Origin of the sequence: Bacillus sp. FJAT-42376, assembly GCF_003816055.1 — a bacterium.
In the GTDB taxonomy this organism is placed as follows: Bacteria; Bacillota; Bacilli; order Bacillales; family Bacillaceae; genus Metabacillus_B.
This window is the reverse complement of record NZ_CP033906.1, coordinates 4,190,388-4,208,698: the sequence shown is the minus strand read 5'-3', so window position 1 is coordinate 4,208,698 and position 18,311 is coordinate 4,190,388. Positions and strand designations below refer to the sequence as shown.

Below are 18,311 nucleotides of genomic sequence, written 5' to 3'. Positions count from 1 at the left end.
TCTAATATATGCATATAATTCCAGTTTAGCATAAGGGGAGACTGTTACTGCCTCATGAACAACACAATTAGAAAACTTTGAAAAACGCATTTGAAAAAAGAGTGACGGCTTAGCTCCAATGAGGTATTAATAAGTGTTGCCTTCATAAAGCAATTGATGACTGGAAGTGAATGAATTACTGTAACAAATATTTTGGGGTAAAAAACGGAGACACTAAGACTTGTTTGAGATAGAGAGGTTTTGTGAAAAATGGTTTTTACAGAGCCTTTTAGGTTGGAGTAGGAAAAAACGACGTAACGTTAATGGGTATTTTTTATCATTAATTGATAAAATAATACAAAAAACGACATATTTTACTTTGTGTATGCTTTATACTACTTTAGTACTATTAATTTATCTAAAGGGAGACAAAAGAATGAGGAAGAAATCTAAGGGTTTAATGACAGGAGTCACGGCAGCAGTAATAGCTTCCAGTGCCTTTGTCAGTCCTGTATCATCACAGGCAGCAGTTCAACAGACAGGAACACAGCAGGCAGTCCGTGAAGGAGTCAGTGCGGCAAACGGATTGAAACCTTTCTATCAGTCCAGTCAAATAGAAATGAGTGCGGAATTTATCGCTCAATTCAGTCATTCGAAGGCAGCTCTTGCTAAGGCTAAGAAAAGTCTCGCAGGATATAAGGGTTCAGATCAGAAGAAATTAAGCGCTGAGGTTCTGCATGCAGAAGAACACATTATGCGTGCGGCAAAATATATAGATGCAGTGAAAATGGGTCAGAAGCTGGAGGAAGATCGTAAGGTACTGGAACTTCATTTTGATGAAGAGAGCATTACAGCTGATGCAGTTTCTGATTATCAGAAACTCTCAGACACTCTTGCAAAAACGGAACGGGTTTTTGGAAAGGTCTATGGGTCTAGCACAAGGAAAGAGTTCCTTTCTAAATATTTGGTTCCTTCGAAAATAGCAAAAGAAACGATTATTTATGAAGTATCAATGTACGAGCTTCAGAAACAAATTTCGGATTTGGTGAAAGCAGGAGACACTGAGACAGCCAAAAAAGAATTTGCGAAGCTTGAAAGATTGGCTGAACGTGCTCTTGATGTGAAGGAGAAGGGAGAGAAATTACATCCTGGAAAGTACCGCACTTTGGAAAAAGTGAACAAGCAGCTAGAACTGGACCAATCCAAAATGAGCGAGGAGCTGAATCCTGCCCCTGCTTCTACACCTGTATCATCTCCATCACCTAGCCCATCTGCTTCTGCAATCCCTTCAACTATTACTGCTGCAGGAGATTACGGAAAAGATACTGTAGAAACCATTGATGGAAACGTCACGGTATCGGTTGCCGGAGTGAATCTGAAAAATCTTCATATCAAAGGCGATCTGATCCTGGATGAAGGAATCGGACAGGGAGACGTATTTTTAAATGGTGTAAAGGTTGAAGGCAAAACACTCGTAAAAGGCGGCGGGGAAAACAGTATTCATTTTACGGATTCTGTTCTTGCGACTGTCATTGTGAACAAGAATGATGGGAAAGTTCGAATAGTGGCAAGCGGGAATACTCAAGTTGCTGAGGTTCATTTAGAATCTGCAGCTAAAATTGAGGAAGATGATCTTGCAGCAGGAGGTGACGGATTTACCAATGTAACGGTTTCAGAAAGTGTTCAAACTGCAGCAGGCTCAGGACTTCAGGTAGAGTTGATCGGAAATTTTGAAACCGTTAATAATAGAGCGACTCAGGTTAGGATTCATCTTGATCAGGCGACAGACATTAGGAGTTTGGTCCTCAATGCAGTGGCGACAGTGCTTGGAAGAGGGGTTATTGAACATGCAGCTGTGAATGCACATGCAAATGGCTCCTCTATAGAACAACCACCTGCGAACTTAGTACTGGATATTGGAACTATTGTAACGGTTAATAATGAAAATCACACAACCGGCTATTCTCAAGTTGAAAAAACGGCACTGACCGATGTGGTTTTATCACCATCTTCTCTTACTCTGCAAATGAAAGACTATGTAGCTGGTCTTACTCAGGAAGACTTTGATATTACAGCGAAATTAGATGGACAGCTGATCACCCTGAGTAACCTTCAATACAACAATGCTAGAAATACGTTTACTTTTACACCTGTCATTCTTACAGGGAATATGGATAAAAAATTAGAGGTCAGCATCACTCCGAGAGCGGATTCAAAAGTTTCGGGCGAAAGGATTACAAAGGAATATACGATTGCTCAAGGTTTTGGAGGAAGAATAACGGATATCTATGGTGTTGGGATCAGCGGAATGCAGCTGAAAATCCGTGAGGGATTTGACTCCAAATATGGTGCAATATTCAAAACGGTTACCACGGATGAGTATGGTAACTACTGGGTAAATGTTCCTCAAGGAGAATATACAGCAGAGCTTTCCAAATCAGGCTATGTAACGACTTATTTATTAGGAGCAGCAAATACAACGAAATTTAATACGCTAGTAAATGAAACAGCAATTAGAGCTGCCGCTTCCAATGAACTGAAAATCATGCTTACCTGGGATGAAAGACCCAGAGACTTAGATTCTCACTTAGTCGGGCCTAGAGCAGATGGCGGCAAATTTCATACGTGGTATGCAGAAAGAGTATCAGGTAATGGAGAAACAAATGCTGTAGACCTTGACTGGGATGATACGGAATCTTACGGACCAGAAACAACGACTATCCGAAAACTGACTAACGGAACATATAGATTCTACGTAAATAACTATTCAGGAGAAAGACCACTTAATGAATCTAAGGGAAAAGTTGAAATCTTTAAAGGTAATTCTCTGACAGCAGATAATGTTTTTTCAGTTCCGACTGCCCCATTAACGGAAGACACAGAAGGAAGTGACTATTGGTTCGTTTTTGAGCTGAAGGTAACCAATAATGGTGGAAGCGTAGAGGTAGTTCCTGTAAACAGAATTTTATCTTCTGCTCCGCGGGAAATTGAATTCAGTCAGACTATTTACCAGGCGAAATCCATTCTAAAGGACGAAATCGCTGGTAAAGAGCACGGAAACTATCCGCAGGCTTCTTTTAATCAGTTGGAAGATGCACTTGAGAATGTGAATAGCCTAGGTGAAAATCCTAGTGACGAGACAATGGAACAGGCCATCGAATCCCTGAATAACGCGATAAGGGACTTCTTGAAGACAAGAGTCATTACTGACCGCGGTCTTTTATTGGAAAAGATTAAAGACTATACTTCCTTCAAAGAAAATATACATACAGGGAGTGGAGTCGGTGATTTCCCTCAGGCAGCTGTTGATCAGTTTGCATTAGATTTACAAGCAGCAAAAGCTATTGCGGATACATTTGGGAAAACAGAAGAGGAATACAAAGAAGCTCAAAAGGCACTTGAAGAAGCCTTTTATGCGTTTAATGGAAAAGTTTATGTTTATCATAGTTATATCATAGAGACAAAACCCGGAAGTGATAATTTTACAGTACCGCCATTAAGTGAAGCCCCAGCAGCTGGTACAGAAGCTGAAGTTCTTTTCCCAAATATTACACCACTCGAGCTCTCACTGGATGTGCATGAAAGGGAAAATGGTATTGGCGTCTATACAGGAGCTATGGAACTCGAAACGGAAGACTTATCTGCGGACGCAGGTATGCAATTATGGTGCCAAATTGAAAATGGAGAATGGATTAACCTTTTAGAACATAATATTCCAATAGAAGCAGACAAGACATTAAAAGTATATTCCATTGGAGTAATTGAAAGCTCTGAATTGAGATTCCAGCTGAATGATAAAGATGGTGAATTTGGCGGAAGGTTCCATAATCCTGGAATGATGATATCTGATAGAAACTATCGGTTTGGAGCTCTTCAACATCAGGGACCAATACGGTCAACTTCCATGCACAATCAAGAGGGTACAGGTTTTATAGATTTAACATTTAATTATCCGGTTTTCACCAGTGAACAACTTACTGGAGCTTTAAAGCTGGATGATTTCACCTTCACATATACAGATGGTCAGGATGGCGGAGCTTCCAATTTCCATGTAGATAGCATTACATCTACTACGGGTGAAGCGTTATCAGGCGGAGAAAACCAGGTCCGCATCAATTACAGCTATAACGGGGCTTTTGATGCAACAGATCGAGTTGAAATCGCAAGCCTGCAAAACGAAATCTTTGGAGTCGATAAACGTCCCGTTCAATTTTCTGACATGTGGTTTGATATGGGAAGCCGTTGACGCAGCACAACTTTATAATCGGCTTATCAAGCAGAGGTAGAATCTTCAAGAATAGCTTGTATAAAATTAAAAGGGGTGGCTTAGGCCATCCCTTTTAATATTGTATGATCATATTCGAACAGGGAATTTTTGCTTAAAAACTTTGATAATACAAAAAGCCTCCATAAGGCAGACTGGACTTCAATGTTAAAAGCACTAAATAAAATCAAGAGAAAATCAGAAATATAAATATTAATAAATCCTTCCTTGACTATCCACTATTGTCCTTATTCAATTGTTTTTTCATTGGGATATGGTATCCAATACTGGGTTCATGATTAAGGAGGCTTAAAAATTCCTCTAATACTCTCCACAATCTATCAAAAATCTCCTCCCCCAGCCGATATACATAGAAAGAAAAACCAATGAAAATCCCCCAATAAGGAGATCCAGCCATAAATGGAACACGCACCAATCATGTACAACATTCCACTTGTTATCCTTTCCATCATTATCGCTGTTACAGCTTCGTTTGCAGCGCTTGATGTCAGTATTAAAATTAATAAAGCGAAGCGGCCTGCCCGTTTTATTTGGCTCGTGTCAGGTGCCTTTGCGATGGGCCTTGGAATTTGGGCGATGCATTTTGTGGCGATGCTTGCGCTTCATTTGTCGATGCCGGTCTCGTATGACTTAACGGTCGTCATCCTTTCCATTATTCCAGCGATTATTGCTTCCGGTTTGGCGCTGTATGTCATCAGCAGAGAGACGGCTGCTGGAAGAGTGCGAATTGTTTTGGCCGCACTGCTCATGGCAGTGGGGATTGTATCCATGCATTATACCGGCATGGCTGCGATGAAGATGGCGGCTGTCATTGAGTATGATGCCTTTTTGTGGACCCTTTCAGCTGTCATTGCTTTTATAACCTCCATTGTGGCGCTGTATTTGCTGCAGTATGTAAGTCAGAATCACAGCAAACCTGGTATTTGGCGGATTAAGGCGGGGAGTGCGCTCATTATGGGCATCGCGATTGCCGGTATGCATTACACAGGAATGGCGGCTGCAAAATTTACTCCTCATGCCCATCATACGATGTCGATGGAAGCGGCCATGGATAATACACTCTTAGCTTATTCCATTGCCTTTTGCATGCTGGTGATCTTCGGGATTATGTTCATCAGCATGTTCGTGGATCAGCGGTTTGAGCACCAATCCATTCAGTCCGAAAGAAAATTCCGTTCCGTCTTCGAATCGGCGAACGATGCGATTATTTTAGCGGATGCGAAGGGCCTCATCCTTTCCTGGAACGAGGGGGCGGAGAGGATGTTTGGCTACAGGGAGGCAGATGTGACCGGCCGGAACCTGCAGGTCATCATCCCGGACGAGTACAAAGAAGCCCATCAAAAGGGGATGAATCGCTACCTTTCCACGGGAGAAGAGCGGGTAGTCGGAAAAACCGTGGAGCTTGAGGGGCTGAAAAAAGACGGGAGCCGGTTCCCGATTGAGCTGTCCTTGGCCTCCTGGAAGGAAGACAACAAGGTCTATTTCAGCAGCATTATCCGGGATATTACAGAACGGAAGAAAAATGAGAAACGTATTAACCAAATGGTGTACCGGGATCCGTTAACGGATTTGCCGAACCGGCTGCTGTTAAATGACAGGCTGTCGGCCGCAATCATTCAGGCGGATGCTGCTCAGCAGCAAATCGGCATCATGTTTATGGATTTGGACCGCTTTAAGAATATTAATGACACCCTTGGCCATGATGCGGGGGACCGGCTGCTGAAGGAAGTCGCGAAGCGCCTGAAATCGGCTCTTGATTCGTCCGATACCGTCAGCCGGCAGGGCGGAGATGAGTTCATTATTCTCCTTCCTAACACCGGTACGACAGAGCTGACGAAAAAGGCGAAAATGATCATCGATTTGTTCAGCCGGTCCATTACGATCAAGGACATCGAGCTGTTTGTCACCCCGTCCATTGGGATTGCCGTCTATCCGGCAGATGGCCGTGACATTGAGACGTTAATAAAGAATGCCGATACAGCGATGTACAGGGTGAAGGAAGACGGGAAAAACAACTTCCAGTTCTATGCTCCGAGCATGAATGAAATCGTTTCAAAGAAAATGCAGCTTGAAAACGGAATGCGGAAAGCGCTGAAACAAAACGAATTTACCGTTGTGTATCAGCCTCAAGTGGAAGTGGCGACGGGGACAATCATTGGGGTGGAGGCACTGCTCCGCTGGAATCATCCCGAATGGGGCATGATTTCCCCTGCAGAATTTATCCCGATTGCCGAAGAAACCGGCTTAATCCTGCCGATTGGAGAATGGGTGCTTTATGAGGCCTGCCTTCAGAATAAAAGGTGGCAGCAAGACGGCTATCCCCCGATTCGCATGGCTGTGAACATTTCTTCCCGCCAGTTTCAGCAAAGCAATCTCGTGGAAATGGTTACAGACACCTTATCAAGAGCGGATCTTCATCCAGCCTATCTGGAGCTTGAATTGACGGAGAGCATTATCCAGGACTCCCAGCATGCCGTCAGCAAAATGCAGCAGCTCAGAGACATGGGCATTCACCTGTCCATCGACGACTTCGGAACTGGCTATTCGTCTCTCAGCTACCTGAAGACATTCCCGATCAATACACTGAAAATCGACCAAACCTTTACACGAAATATCTACACCGACCCAAAAGACGCGTCCCTTGTTGACACCATCATCAATATGGCGCACAACCTGAATTTAAAGGTGATTGCAGAAGGCGTTGAAACAGAGGAACAGAGGAAGTTCCTGGAAAACAAGAACTGCAATGAAGCACAAGGCTACCTTTTTAGCCGCCCGATTGCAGCGGAAGACATCACAGCCATGCTTGAAAAACAGCCGGCTGTCAGCGTTAGATAGAATGTCTAATGGGATATCGAAAACCCCCGGTTTGCTTTGATTTGAAGCATACCGGGGGTTTTTGTGTGAAATGCTTGATCTAAAGCATTGGTGTAGGCTGGTTGGAGCGGATGGTGCTTGACTTCACGGAGATATCCCTTTCTGGACAGCCTCTCATTCGGGAATGAAAGGACCTCAGCATGAACCCTCAAGCCTCTCCAAATCCTCCTCCACCATCCTCTGACAGGGCACTCTGTCCAGCAGCTTAAAATAATACCCGGCTTTCTTCAAATATTGAATGGCTTTTACCGAATCTTGTAAAGCTTCATAGTTTCGTCCCATCCAATAATGAAGTTCCGGCAGGAGATAAAGGGAGTCGGCACTGAAGCACCACTGGATTCCTTTTTGGCATAACTGAATGGAGTCTTTATGGTGGCCGAGTTTTGACCGGGCCTTGGCACAGTTAAAATAAATCCTTGTTTTCAGGGTTTTGTCAGACAGACTTGGTGCACGTTCGAGGTGCTGAAGGATGGTTTGATGATGCTGAAGCAGGCTTTCGTAGTCCTGCATATCCAGGAGAAACACGCATTTCGTGTTGAAAATCTCCATTTCGCGTTCGGTCATGATCTTGCTGGTGGAGCTTGTAAGGGAGATGGCATCATCAAGCATCGCCAGCGTTTCTCTTTGTTTGCCGGTGAGATTAAAGAGACCGATGGCTTCGTGCCACATAATCAGCTGCTGGTAGGAGCGGCTTGTTCGATAGAGAGGATTTTTCTTTTCAGCTTCTGCAAAATTCAGGATCTCTTCGTATTTTTCTTCCCTTCTGAGGGTGGTGAAGTGTGATTCGGCTTCCTTTACATAATGATAGTTGGAAGTAAGGGCGACATGGAAGAAGTAGTTGATATCCACTCCCAGCCTTTGGCCGATTAAATATAACGTGGGGGCATACGGATAGACATCCCCTCTCTCAATCTTGCTGATTTGAGCCTGCGAACAGATTCCGGCCGCAAGCTCTTTTTGAGACATGCCGATTGTCTTTCTTAAGAAATAGATTTCCTTTCCGATTTTTGAAAAGTCCATGCAGTCGTCCTTTCTTTTCTTAACATAACAGAAGAGGTGCGGCTAAAGGGAGATGAACGGTATGTTTTGAGAATGGGAATACAAATCAGTTGCCAATAGAAAAATAAAGCAAGAGGATCTCTTGCTTTATTTCGGTTGAAAATGGTCTTTATACAGCTTCCTGTTCCTGATTGGGAGGATTGTTTCGGCGCGCAATCCGGTCTTTCCGTGCATTTTTTAACCCAATCAGCCAGATGGCCAGTTCAATAACACCGACGGTAACAACCATCAAGCTGTCCCAGAAATAGTAGGAGCTGTAGGTGTAGGTGCTTAGCGAGCGGACGGCATAGGAAATGGTGTACCAAATGGCCGGAACCTGGAGATAAAGGGTTAAGCTTACAGATATGAAGCCCCCAATGATATACAGAATACCAAACCATTGTGCATTCTTCTTTTCATGAAGAGGGAGGGCCTCCCACTCTGCCGCGTCTTTCCGCAGAACCGTTTTTCTCAAAAACAGAAGACTGTGTTCATGCATGGCGGATGTGTTTTTCCAATTTGAGATGACATAGTAAACATCGGTTCGGAGAAAAATGATGAACTGCCAGACAAATCCATATAGGGTAATCAGGGCTATCATTCTTGCAAAAGCAACCGCCAGTTCTGAAGCTGAGACCAGCTGGACGGCAAAGCATCCGAGCGCGATGACGGTGTTCCAGGCCATCCCTGCCAGGAATGGAACGTAGCGGTTCTTTTTGGGCTTTCCCCAAAGCCCGGTCATATCAGTTTCGGCAACAAGAAAGATCATTCGTAAGTTGAGCCTTATTTTCGAATGGACTTTTTCTTTGGAGGCCGCAAGCAGATGGGCGAATTCGTGAATCAATGTGAGCCCCCATCCCACTACAAGGAAAATCAATCCGCTCAATCCCACCGGCTCAAAGACAAACATATCCCGGAATGTAGGGATGAGAGCAGGGTGAAGAATGAGTAAAAGAATAAGAGCGGCAAAAGACACCACATACAAAAGATTGGCGGCCCTGCTGAAAAAAATGCGGCCTAAAGTAAAAAGAACAGGATTTACTTCTTTTTGAAAAGAATCGTTCAGCACCTCTGAATCGATTTTATAAATCAAATCGCATTCTTTCAGCATCTCCACAAAATCAAGGACATCCACATCTTCTCCGTACTTGCGGTCAATTTTCGTTTTCACCTGCAGCAATGTGTTTTTTCCGTCCAATAGCCTTACAACATCAACGGCAACTTCAGGAACACGCAGAAATTCTCCGATCGATGAATCGCCAATGGAAAATTCATCGCCTTCAGGCTGGATGGAAAGATGGGAACAGTCGACAACGGATTGAAGAGTAAGTGTATGGCTCATGCTTCTGCCAGCTCCCCTTCAGCAAGCTTTTGAAGCTCCTCAAACGAAGCCAGCTGTTCAAATGAGCCTGAACACGTCGGACAGCAGGCAAGTCTTTCTGTTCCGAACTCACTTTGCTCAATGGTCAAACTCGCGAGATCCATTGTCAGCATTGGCTTAGATACAGGGGAAATTCCCGTCAAAAGCTTCGCTGCGTCTGTGATCATCAATCCGGTTAACAGCGATACATTCGGACCGAAACCAGTATTCACGTTGGAAAAGGTTTGCCCATAGCTTTCCTTCAGGCGGTAAACGGAATCTTTATGCCGTGACATCGTATGAATCAGCATACAATCGTAGCATGGGTCACCGTTCGCTGGTATGACCCGGTCAAGCTGGACAATTTGGTGATTCACGCCGCCGGTATAATAAGGAATATTCAGCTTGACACACGCAGCGCTGACCCAACGCAATGAGCTGATTGCCGGCTGGTCAATCATATTAATTACCACGTCCGCTCCTTCAAGAATAGGGAGCAGATCCATGTACGAGCCAACCTCAAGATTATGGACCGTCATCCTGATGTCGGGGTTGATTTTCAGTACTTTTTCCCGGGCAGCGTCTGTTTTTAAACGTCCGATATCTTCTTCATTATACAGGCACTGCCTATTCAAATTGGAGCGCTCCACGATATCAAAGTCCACTCCGGCAATTTCCCCAATACCCATCCCTGCGAGGAAAGATGCGGCAAGGCTTCCTCCTCCTAAGCCGAGCACCACAGCCTTTTTGTTTCTAAGGCGATCCTGAATATCATATTTGCTTACATCCAGATTGGAGAAACCGGAAAAATAGTTAAAATTTGAGCGGTAGCGCTCGAGCTCTGTCACTGTATAATCGGGCGGCTCGTACTCATATTCTACAAATCCGAGACTGTCTAACGCTTGAACCGCATCCATTACTTCCTCTTTCGACAGGGAAAGCTCCGCTGATATGTCAGCGATAGAATGCTTTCCGTCCAGCAGCCCGCATAGCTGATAGATTCCGCCATCCGGATCCTCAATATCGGTTGCTATATAATTGAGCGTAATCTCGATACAGCCTTCCTTCTGAATAATCGGCAGCAGCGTTTTCTTTATAACAGGGTTCATTTTGATTACCTCCCTCTATGTATAAGCGGCAAAGGCCGCTGGTCATGTTTATCGAAGTAAGAATAGACCATTTCTAATGAATAGAATGGTCTATCTTTTTGTTCATTTTTTAATTGAATCAAGAAGTATGAGGCGGTCTGTACTGAGTAGGAGCTAACTTCTCGGATTTACGAACAACGATTTTCATATGTAGTCCCTCCTTTGCCTGAGTATGCTTCTTACACCTTTTATCCTATCATTTGTTTGAATATATTGATTATTTTGAAAATGGTCGTTTTACCTAAAAAACAGGCAGAGAACGGGGGAAATCTGTCGTTTTTAGAGGAAAATATAACTTTAGGAATATTTATTGTAGCATCCAATTATCTTATAACTAGCGATGGTGATGAGTTATTAAACCTGTTAAAGCTCTTGTATATAGGTTTCAGGCACACAAAAACACCCCGAAATTAGAGGTAATGCTTTAACCATTTCGAAGGTGTTTTATAGGATCTCACGTATTTAGAAGGATCTAAATTTAAGTTTGTTTTCTTAATAAGACTGTAACTTAAGCTTCACAGTTGCTTGAGCTCTGGTCCCTTTCATCGAATTTTTTAATCCCATATAATAATTACCGGGTTTGACATAAACTCTTTGTTTTAATTTCCCAAATTGAGCATACATACCGCTGGCATTACCATCCGGTATTGTTTTTTTCCATACCAGCTTATCTGAATACTTATTTTGTTGATAAATATATACATCAGGATATCCCTGCATTTTAGAAGAATCTACATACAGCCACATCCCTTTTCGTACGGTAAATGTTCTGGAGTAAAAATTTTCAATTCCTTTTGTATTAATCTGGACTGTATTCACAGCAATCGTTTTTACAGACTTTGCTTGTGCTACGTTTGGGGAAATAACTTCAGTTACAGCATAAGTGGAGCCTAACAGACCTAATGATAATCCGGTTGCAACTAACGCATTTTTAATCTTCATTCTTTTCCCTCCATAAAAATTAATTCAATTAAGTTTGGAAAATAAATACATAATTCTAATTCAGTATCTACCCTATTCAATCATATAGAAAACATATATGATTCGGTCTATACCCTCGAGTATTTTCCTTTAGATGTTAATAAAGTTAAGCTTCTTTTAGATAATTGTTGTGCACAAGGAAGTCTTTTAGTAAGAGTAAGTTTCATTAGGAACTACTTTCTTTTGATGCTTCTGCATTTGGCTATAGGCCATTCAAAGTTTTTTCGTAATTCATATACTCTAATTAAAGGAGAAGCTTCCTTAAAATATTGTCCATCCTAAAACACAAAAAAAGCTAATCCACCAACCCCAAATACCTCAATCCCTCATAAACCCCCGACTCCGTCACTTCCGCCGTCCGATGCTTCGCATAAGCAAACAAATCCGGATGGGCGTTTCCCATCGCAAATCCTTCGCCTACAGAAGAGAGCATCTCCTTGTCGTTCATCCCGTCGCCGAAGGCAATCGCGGTCTTTGCCGGCAGATTTAATTGCCGGAGGAAATGGGTAACGCCTACGCCTTTGTTGACATCCTCCCGAATGACGTCAAAGCAGTGGTACAGCTCTTCTACATTGACCTGTGACAGATGAATGCGGCCGGTTTGGTAGTGGATGGAGCCATTCGGGCTGTCTGTAAGGACGGTTATGCCTAGAATCTCATCCAGAACCGCGTCTGACCATGTTTCGTTTTTGGTTAAGTGCAATTTGTCCATGAACTGCTTTGTTCTCGGTGAATCGGGTGAGGTGAAGAGGTTCTTATCGTGTGTGTAGAGGACGAGCTCATGGCCTTTATTTTGAGCCGTTATGATAAAATACTGAACGTCTTCCCGGGTCATTGTCCATTTAAAGACATCTTCGCCATTATGGATCGCGTATGCTCCGTTGTAGCCGATAAACGAGGTGACCTGCAGTTCCTCCGCGATAGGCGAGATTTCATGAAGGGGCCGGCCGGTTGCAAGGACGACAGTCAGCCCTTTCTTTTGAACTTCGGTTATGGCGGTTTTCGTTGATTCATCGATTGTATCGTCCGGTTTTACGATCGTTCCGTCTATATCCAGGAACAGTGCTTTGTATGGGCTCATCCTGATTCCTCCAGCGGTTGTTTTGCTAAGCATACCAAGTATCGGGCCAAAAAGAAAAGGGATGAGACGGGCTCATCCCTGAATGATTTGTTTCACAGCCCCGTTCAGCCGCATTTCCGCATCCCCTGCAGCTGAACGTGCGGTGTTCAGCCCGGCCTGATGGTGCAGATGCGTCTTTTCCCGCTCCGTGATCATCCGCTCCACTTCCGCGGGATTTGGCCCTCCTTTAATTTTTCTTCTTTTCACAAATTCCATGGGGCTAACGATTCCGTCCCATTCTTCCTGGGAAAGGGAAGCTTGCGTGATGCTCTGAATCCATTCATTCACCTTTTGAAGCGGCAGATCCTGCAGTTCTTTTTTGGCGTCGGTGCATTCCCGGGCGATTAAGCTCGCAATTTGATGGGCTTTACGGAATGGCACCCCTTTGTCCCGGGCCAGAACATCGGATAATTCGGTGATCGTGATGCACGATTGCATGGCGCGTTTCCCGACCCGGTCGGTATCAACTTCCATCGTCCGGATGACTGCATGCATGAGCTGCATGACACGAGATGCTTTTTCATAGCTTCGGTACAGGTGCGGCTGAAGATCGTCTTCGGTGTCGACAATGTCACCGAACGGCGTGTTATGGATCATTTGAATGACCGACATGGCTTCTCCTGCCGCTGAGCTTGCGAGGGAGCGGGAGTGCTCGATGGAGACGGGATTTCGTTTTTGCGGCATGATGCTGCTGATTTGGACGTATGGATCCGCGACCCGGATAACACCGAATTCCCGTGTTGCCTGAAGAAGCAAATCTTGAATCCATCGTCCGGAATTCGTCATGAGCGTCAGAACCGCGGTTGCCGTTTCAATTAAATAATCGGCCCCGGCTATAGCGTCATAAGAATTTTCCACAAGTCCTTCAAATCCGAGGAGAGAGGCGACCCGGCTGCGGCTGATCGGAAAGCTAGTGGTGGAGAGGGCGGCAGCTCCGAGAGGAGAACGGTTCACTCCCTTGTATGCCTGCCAAAGGCGGTCTATATCTCTCATAAGGACGTCGTAGATCGCGAGCAGATAATGACCGAGCGTGGTCGGCTGGGCCGGCTGTGTATGCGTGTAGGCCGTCATGACCGTTTCAGCGTGCTCCTTTGCCTGTTCCAGCAGGCCGTCCCCGAGAAGGAGGGCGCTTTGGAGGAGGGTGAGAAGATGCTTCCTCAGAACAAGCCGGTACATCGCTACCCCCATGTCATTCCGGCTTCGACCGATATGGACTTTCCCGGCGAGGTCCGCCCCGATTTCCTCGCTCAGCCTGCTCTCCATCATAAAGAATAAATCCTCAAACAGCGGATCATAATTCAATTTCCGGTAATCAATTTGCCGGACCTTTTCAATCCCGGCAAGGATCTGCCCGGCTTCCTTTCGGCTCAGAATATCCTGATCCGCAAGCATGACAACATGCGCCCGGTGAATCGCAAACATTTCATTGAAGAGGTAGTCTCTTTGATCATTGAACACGTGTCTCAGCAGGTGCTCCTCGTATGTTTTGCCGGGAAAATGGCTTCCTTCTGAAAGAATGAACTCTTCTTTGGATTTCACTGCTTTTTTTCCTCCTTTGAGATTAAAGAGACCGTTCCGCCTTCACGCCAAAGAATTTATTGGAGATGAAAAGCACAAGCCCGATCAAGGTGATTTGAATCATGCCGTAGGCAGCTGCCTGCCCGAGGTTGAACATACGGAGCTGGTTCATAATTTCAATGGAAATCGGCCGGTTGCTGATCGTGTACAGAAGGACAGAGGTCGGAAATTCCCCAACGGCCTGCACGAATGCGAGCAGCGTTCCGCTCAGGATTCCCGGCATAACAAGCGGCAGAATGACCCGCCGGAATAAGTAGAACCATTTGGCGCCAAGATTTCGGGCTGCTTCCTCTAGAGAATCATCGAGCTGCTCGAGTGCCGCGTTCGTGGACCTTACGACGAGCGGAATATGCCGGGTGAAATAAGCGAGCGGCAAAATCCAGAACGTTCCGACTAAAATGTTCCCAAAGGTAAAAACACTAGGCTCATTAAAAGCAAGAATCAAGTTCATCCCGACAACGGTCGCCGGGAGAGCCCAAGGAAGCATAACCATAATATCGAGCAGGTTTTTCCCGATGAATTTCCGTTTCACGAGAACGTAAGAGGTGAGCACCCCGAATACAAGATTTCCGGCCGTTGCGGCAAAGGCCAATAGTAAACTGTTCCGCACCGGATCCCATATTTTCGGTTCGGTGAACAGGAACAGATAGTTTTCAACATTAAAGACCGATGGATACGTCTGGAACGTCCATGTTCCGTCTGGCACAAGCGAGAGAACAAGGATGGTGGCATGCGGCAGGAGCAGCGCGATCACGCCGAGTACGCCGGCCGCGACCATGGTCCACTTCAGCAGCGGATTTTTGATTTCACTTCTGTGGACGCCGATTCCTTTAGATGCCATCCGGTAATCGCGGCGATTCTGGTACCACCTCATAAACAAAAGAAAGGAGATGGAAACTATGGACAGGATGACAGCCTGGGTAGCCGCCATCTGCAGATTGCCGTTTACCTTTGAAAAGTAGATTTGCAGACTCAGTACACGGAATCCCCCGGCAAGCAGAAAGGGCGCGCTGAAGGACGCCATCGATGTCATGAACACAAGCAGAGAAGCTCCGACGATGGCCGGTGTAAGCAAAGGGAGGGTTACCTGTGTAAAGACGGTAAAGCGGTTCGCTCCCAGATTGTACGCCGCCTCTTCAAGAGACGGATCAATTCCTCGGATGGTACTGGATACAGCCATATAAAAGTACACATACATGGTATAGGCGTGAACAATGAGAATGCCTGACACCCCGCCGATGCTGAAAGGTAGCTCCTTTAGCCCAAATACATCCTTGATGGCATTCGGAACAAGGCCGGATTCTCCGTATAGAAACATAAAGGCCATCACCCCCACAAGAGAAGGGAGGACAATCGGCAGGATGGCGGCACTTGCGAAAAAGCTCCGGCCGGGAAAGTCATACTTGTTAAAAATAAAGGCAAGAGGCACACCGATTAAGGCAGAGAGCAGCACGCTGAGCAGCGAGATATAGACGGAGTTCCATAATGCCTTTAAATTCGACAGACTTTCCGGGTTGAAAAAGGCGGCATAGTTTTTTAAACCGGGCGCGCCTTTATAATAGAAGCTCTCGATCAAAGTCCGGATCGACGGGTAAAGCACATAGGCAAACAAGACGAGTGCGACAGGAATCAACAGAATAAAAGTGAACCGCAGTTCCCGGTTTTTCATGAGATTTTGCTCCCGGCTGAAGACTTTAGAACGCGGGGCACGATGCGCAAGTGCTGTTCAGGGAACCTTACCCAGACCGTATCGCCTTCCTGCGGCTCTCTTCGTGCCAGATTGTTCAGCAGAACGGCCTGAATGACCCGCCCGCCGAGTGAAATAAACAGATTAAGAGAAGCGCCTGTAAACTGGGCCATCTCTACTTTTCCCTTGTAGGCATTCCGTCTGTTCAGCGGAGGTTCATCAAGTACTTCAACCGCTTCGGGACGGATGGAAACGGATAGCGGCTCCGTTTCTTTAAGCCCCGGAGAAGAATCGGCAAAAAGCTGCTGCTCCCTGTTTTCCTCCCATACAAATTGAAGGACGCCGGCCTGTGATTCTTGATATTCAACCGGGATAAGATTCGTCTCGCCAATGAAGGACGCGACAAAATCATTAGCCGGATGGTTATAGATTTCCTTTGGCGTTCCGACCTGCTGGCACTCTCCGAAATTGAAGACGGCAATCCGGTCACTCATCGTTAGAGCCTCAACCTGATCGTGGGTCACATAAATGGTGGTTATGCTGTAGTCACGCTGCAGCCGGAGAATTTCTGTCCTCATTTCATCCCGAAGACGTGCATCGAGGTTGCTTAGCGGCTCGTCGAGAAGAAGAATTTCCGGTTCAATAACAAGGGAGCGGGCAAGAGCCACCCGCTGCTGCTGTCCTCCGCTCAGCTGACTGACCTGTCGGCTGATGAAAGCTTCCAGGCGGACCTTCGCCAGTGCGTCTTCTACTTTTCTCTTAATCTCGCTTTTGGAAAGCTTCCGTACCTTCAGGCCGAAAGCGACGTTTTCGAAAACGGTCATATGCGGGAACAGCGCGTAGTTTTGAAAAACCATTCCCGTATTGCGCTTCTCCGGCGTCACCTTCGTCATATCCCGGTCTCCGAAGAAAACGGTACCGGTCGTCGGATAATAAAAACCGGCGATCATCCGGAGTGTCGTCGTTTTGCCGCAGCCGCTTGGACCAAGGAAGGTGAAAAATTCCCCCTTTTGGATCTCGAGATTTAAGCTTTTGACTGCATGAAAGTCTTTAAAGGATTTTGTGATCTGCTTAAGCGTAACGGATGACATATGCTGCTCCCCCTATTCTGTGAGCCTTACTCTTTTTGCTCTTTTTCCTTGCTCTTAATGTTGTTGTCCCAGTATTCCATCCATTCGTCGGATTTTTCCTCGAATACTTTCCAGTCGATCTCCATCGGCTTGATCTTCGTCTCTTCAATCCATGCCGGCAAATCCTCGATATCGGTTCTTGTCGGAATCCGGTAGTGCTTTTCAGCTAGCGCTTTGTTTGCTTCCTTCGAGTTGACGAATTCATAGAAAGCCTTCGCTGCTTTTGGATGCTTGGCGTTTTTCACAACCGCTATCCCTTCTGTTAAAACCGGTGTTCCGCTTTCCGGAATAATAAAGTCAAACGGATAGTTTTTCTCTTCCTTCAGCATGACAACGTCCGGCATGGCCCATACGGATAGATTTCCTTCTCCTTTGGCTACTTTGCTGTACATGATTTCAGGATTCGCTGCATATTCCTTCGTGTTCGCATCCAGCTTCTGAAGCCATTCATACCCGGCTTTCGGATCCTTTGCTTCTGTATAATCGCGGTAGATCATCGCGGAAAAAATCGTCCGCATCGTCCCGGAAGCAAGCGGATAGCGGATAATAATCTGATCCTTCCATTTTGGATCAAGCAGCTCATCCCAATCCTTTGGAGCGTCCTCTTTTTTCAATTTTTTCGTGTTGTACATAATGACTTCGGGAGTCTGGCTTGTTCCGCTCCAGGCCCAGTCTTGATCATGGAATTCTTCTCCAAGTGCATCCGCGTACTTTGGCTCATACGGTTCGAGAAGATCCTCGGCCTTCGCCTGGCTGAACATAACAGAAGGAGCGCCCCACCACACATCTGCCTGCGGATTTTTCTTTTCGGAACGAACCCGGTCCAGTACTTCCTGCGAACCGATATCAAGCCATTCGACATCCACATTCGGATTCTCGGCTTCAAATTTTTCTTCAAATTCCTGAAGGATGTCCTTGCCGTGCGGGGAATAGATCACCACTTTTTCTTCCAAATCATTGGCCGGCTTTTTTTCGCCGTTTGTTTTTGCCGACTGTCCCCCGGCCATACAGCCGCTCAGTATCAAGGATAAACTCATGGCTGCACCTGCTGTATACGTCCACGCCTTTTTTCTGCCCATATGGGTCAACTCCTCATCCGTTAAAGTGAAGGGAAGAGGGGACGGAATC

11 protein-coding genes are annotated in these 18,311 nt (G+C 45.6%); 2 read left to right on the top strand and 9 right to left on the bottom strand.

Annotation, left to right across the window (positions count from 1 at the left end; genetic code table 11):
* Positions 1-220: 220 nt before the first annotated feature.
* Both CEF21_RS20965 and CEF21_RS20960 read left to right on the top strand, forming a co-directional pair.
* Positions 221-4,225 (top strand): DUF2135 domain-containing protein, encoded by a 4,005-nt coding sequence (locus CEF21_RS20965; RefSeq protein WP_123919787.1) that lies wholly within the window; start codon positions 221-223, stop codon positions 4,223-4,225.
* Between the two features lie 438 nt (positions 4,226-4,663).
* A complete protein-coding gene (locus tag CEF21_RS20960) occupies positions 4,664-7,102 on the top strand; it encodes a bifunctional diguanylate cyclase/phosphodiesterase (RefSeq protein WP_241156734.1) in 2,439 nt (812 codons plus the stop codon).
* Positions 7,103-7,276: 174 nt separating this feature from the next.
* Here CEF21_RS20960 and CEF21_RS20955 read toward each other — a convergent pair whose 3' ends face one another.
* The 9 genes from CEF21_RS20955 to CEF21_RS20915 form a co-directional block, all read right to left on the bottom strand.
* A complete protein-coding gene (locus CEF21_RS20955; RefSeq protein ID WP_123919785.1) occupies positions 7,277-8,161 on the bottom strand; it encodes a helix-turn-helix domain-containing protein in 885 nt (294 codons plus the stop codon).
* A 148-nt stretch (positions 8,162-8,309) separates the two neighbouring features.
* Complete coding sequence (locus CEF21_RS20950) at positions 8,310-9,521, bottom strand: PqqD family protein (RefSeq protein ID WP_123919783.1); 1,212 nt, start codon at positions 9,519-9,521, stop codon at positions 8,310-8,312.
* Positions 9,518-10,648 carry a HesA/MoeB/ThiF family protein gene (locus CEF21_RS20945; protein ID WP_123919781.1) on the bottom strand — a complete coding sequence of 377 codons (1,131 nt, stop codon included), beginning with the start codon at positions 10,646-10,648 and terminating at the stop codon, positions 9,518-9,520. Before CEF21_RS20945 ends, CEF21_RS20950 begins: the two co-directional genes overlap by 4 nt.
* A gap of 531 nt (positions 10,649-11,179) precedes the next feature.
* Positions 11,180-11,629: a hypothetical protein gene (locus CEF21_RS20940; protein WP_123919779.1), complete on the bottom strand. Its 450-nt coding sequence runs from the start codon at positions 11,627-11,629 to the stop codon at positions 11,180-11,182.
* A gap of 334 nt (positions 11,630-11,963) precedes the next feature.
* Positions 11,964-12,749: an HAD family hydrolase gene (locus CEF21_RS20935; RefSeq protein WP_123919777.1), complete on the bottom strand. Its 786-nt coding sequence runs from the start codon at positions 12,747-12,749 to the stop codon at positions 11,964-11,966.
* Between the two features lie 72 nt (positions 12,750-12,821).
* A complete protein-coding gene (argH, locus tag CEF21_RS20930) occupies positions 12,822-14,327 on the bottom strand; it encodes an argininosuccinate lyase (protein ID WP_123919775.1) in 1,506 nt (501 codons plus the stop codon).
* 22 nt (positions 14,328-14,349) lie between these two features.
* Complete coding sequence (locus CEF21_RS20925; RefSeq protein WP_123919773.1) at positions 14,350-16,035, bottom strand: ABC transporter permease; 1,686 nt, start codon at positions 16,033-16,035, stop codon at positions 14,350-14,352.
* The gene (locus CEF21_RS20920) at positions 16,032-17,144 is read right to left on the bottom strand and encodes an ABC transporter ATP-binding protein (protein WP_123919771.1); all 1,113 of its coding nucleotides are present in this window, start codon (positions 17,142-17,144) and stop codon (positions 16,032-16,034) included. Before CEF21_RS20920 ends, CEF21_RS20925 begins: the two co-directional genes overlap by 4 nt.
* Before the next feature lie 26 nt (positions 17,145-17,170).
* Positions 17,171-18,262: an extracellular solute-binding protein gene (locus CEF21_RS20915; protein ID WP_123919769.1), complete on the bottom strand. Its 1,092-nt coding sequence runs from the start codon at positions 18,260-18,262 to the stop codon at positions 17,171-17,173.
* Positions 18,263-18,311 lie beyond the last annotated feature (49 nt).

Excerpts from the sequence above, each read along its gene's own strand:
- CEF21_RS20960 (WP_241156734.1), top strand. The coding sequence starts at position 4,664 with ATGGAACACGCACCAATCATGTACAACATTCCACTTGTTATCCTTTCC.
- CEF21_RS20955 (WP_123919785.1), bottom strand. The coding sequence starts at position 8,161 with ATGGACTTTTCAAAAATCGGAAAGGAAATCTATTTCTTAAGAAAGACA.
- CEF21_RS20950 (WP_123919783.1), bottom strand. The coding sequence starts at position 9,521 with ATGAGCCATACACTTACTCTTCAATCCGTTGTCGACTGTTCCCATCTT.
- CEF21_RS20945 (WP_123919781.1), bottom strand. The coding sequence starts at position 10,648 with ATGAACCCTGTTATAAAGAAAACGCTGCTGCCGATTATTCAGAAGGAA.
- CEF21_RS20940 (WP_123919779.1), bottom strand. The coding sequence starts at position 11,629 with ATGAAGATTAAAAATGCGTTAGTTGCAACCGGATTATCATTAGGTCTG.
- CEF21_RS20935 (WP_123919777.1), bottom strand. The coding sequence starts at position 12,749 with ATGAGCCCATACAAAGCACTGTTCCTGGATATAGACGGAACGATCGTA.
- CEF21_RS20925 (WP_123919773.1), bottom strand. The coding sequence starts at position 16,035 with ATGAAAAACCGGGAACTGCGGTTCACTTTTATTCTGTTGATTCCTGTC.
- CEF21_RS20920 (WP_123919771.1), bottom strand. The coding sequence starts at position 17,144 with ATGTCATCCGTTACGCTTAAGCAGATCACAAAATCCTTTAAAGACTTT.
- CEF21_RS20915 (WP_123919769.1), bottom strand. The coding sequence starts at position 18,262 with ATGGGCAGAAAAAAGGCGTGGACGTATACAGCAGGTGCAGCCATGAGT.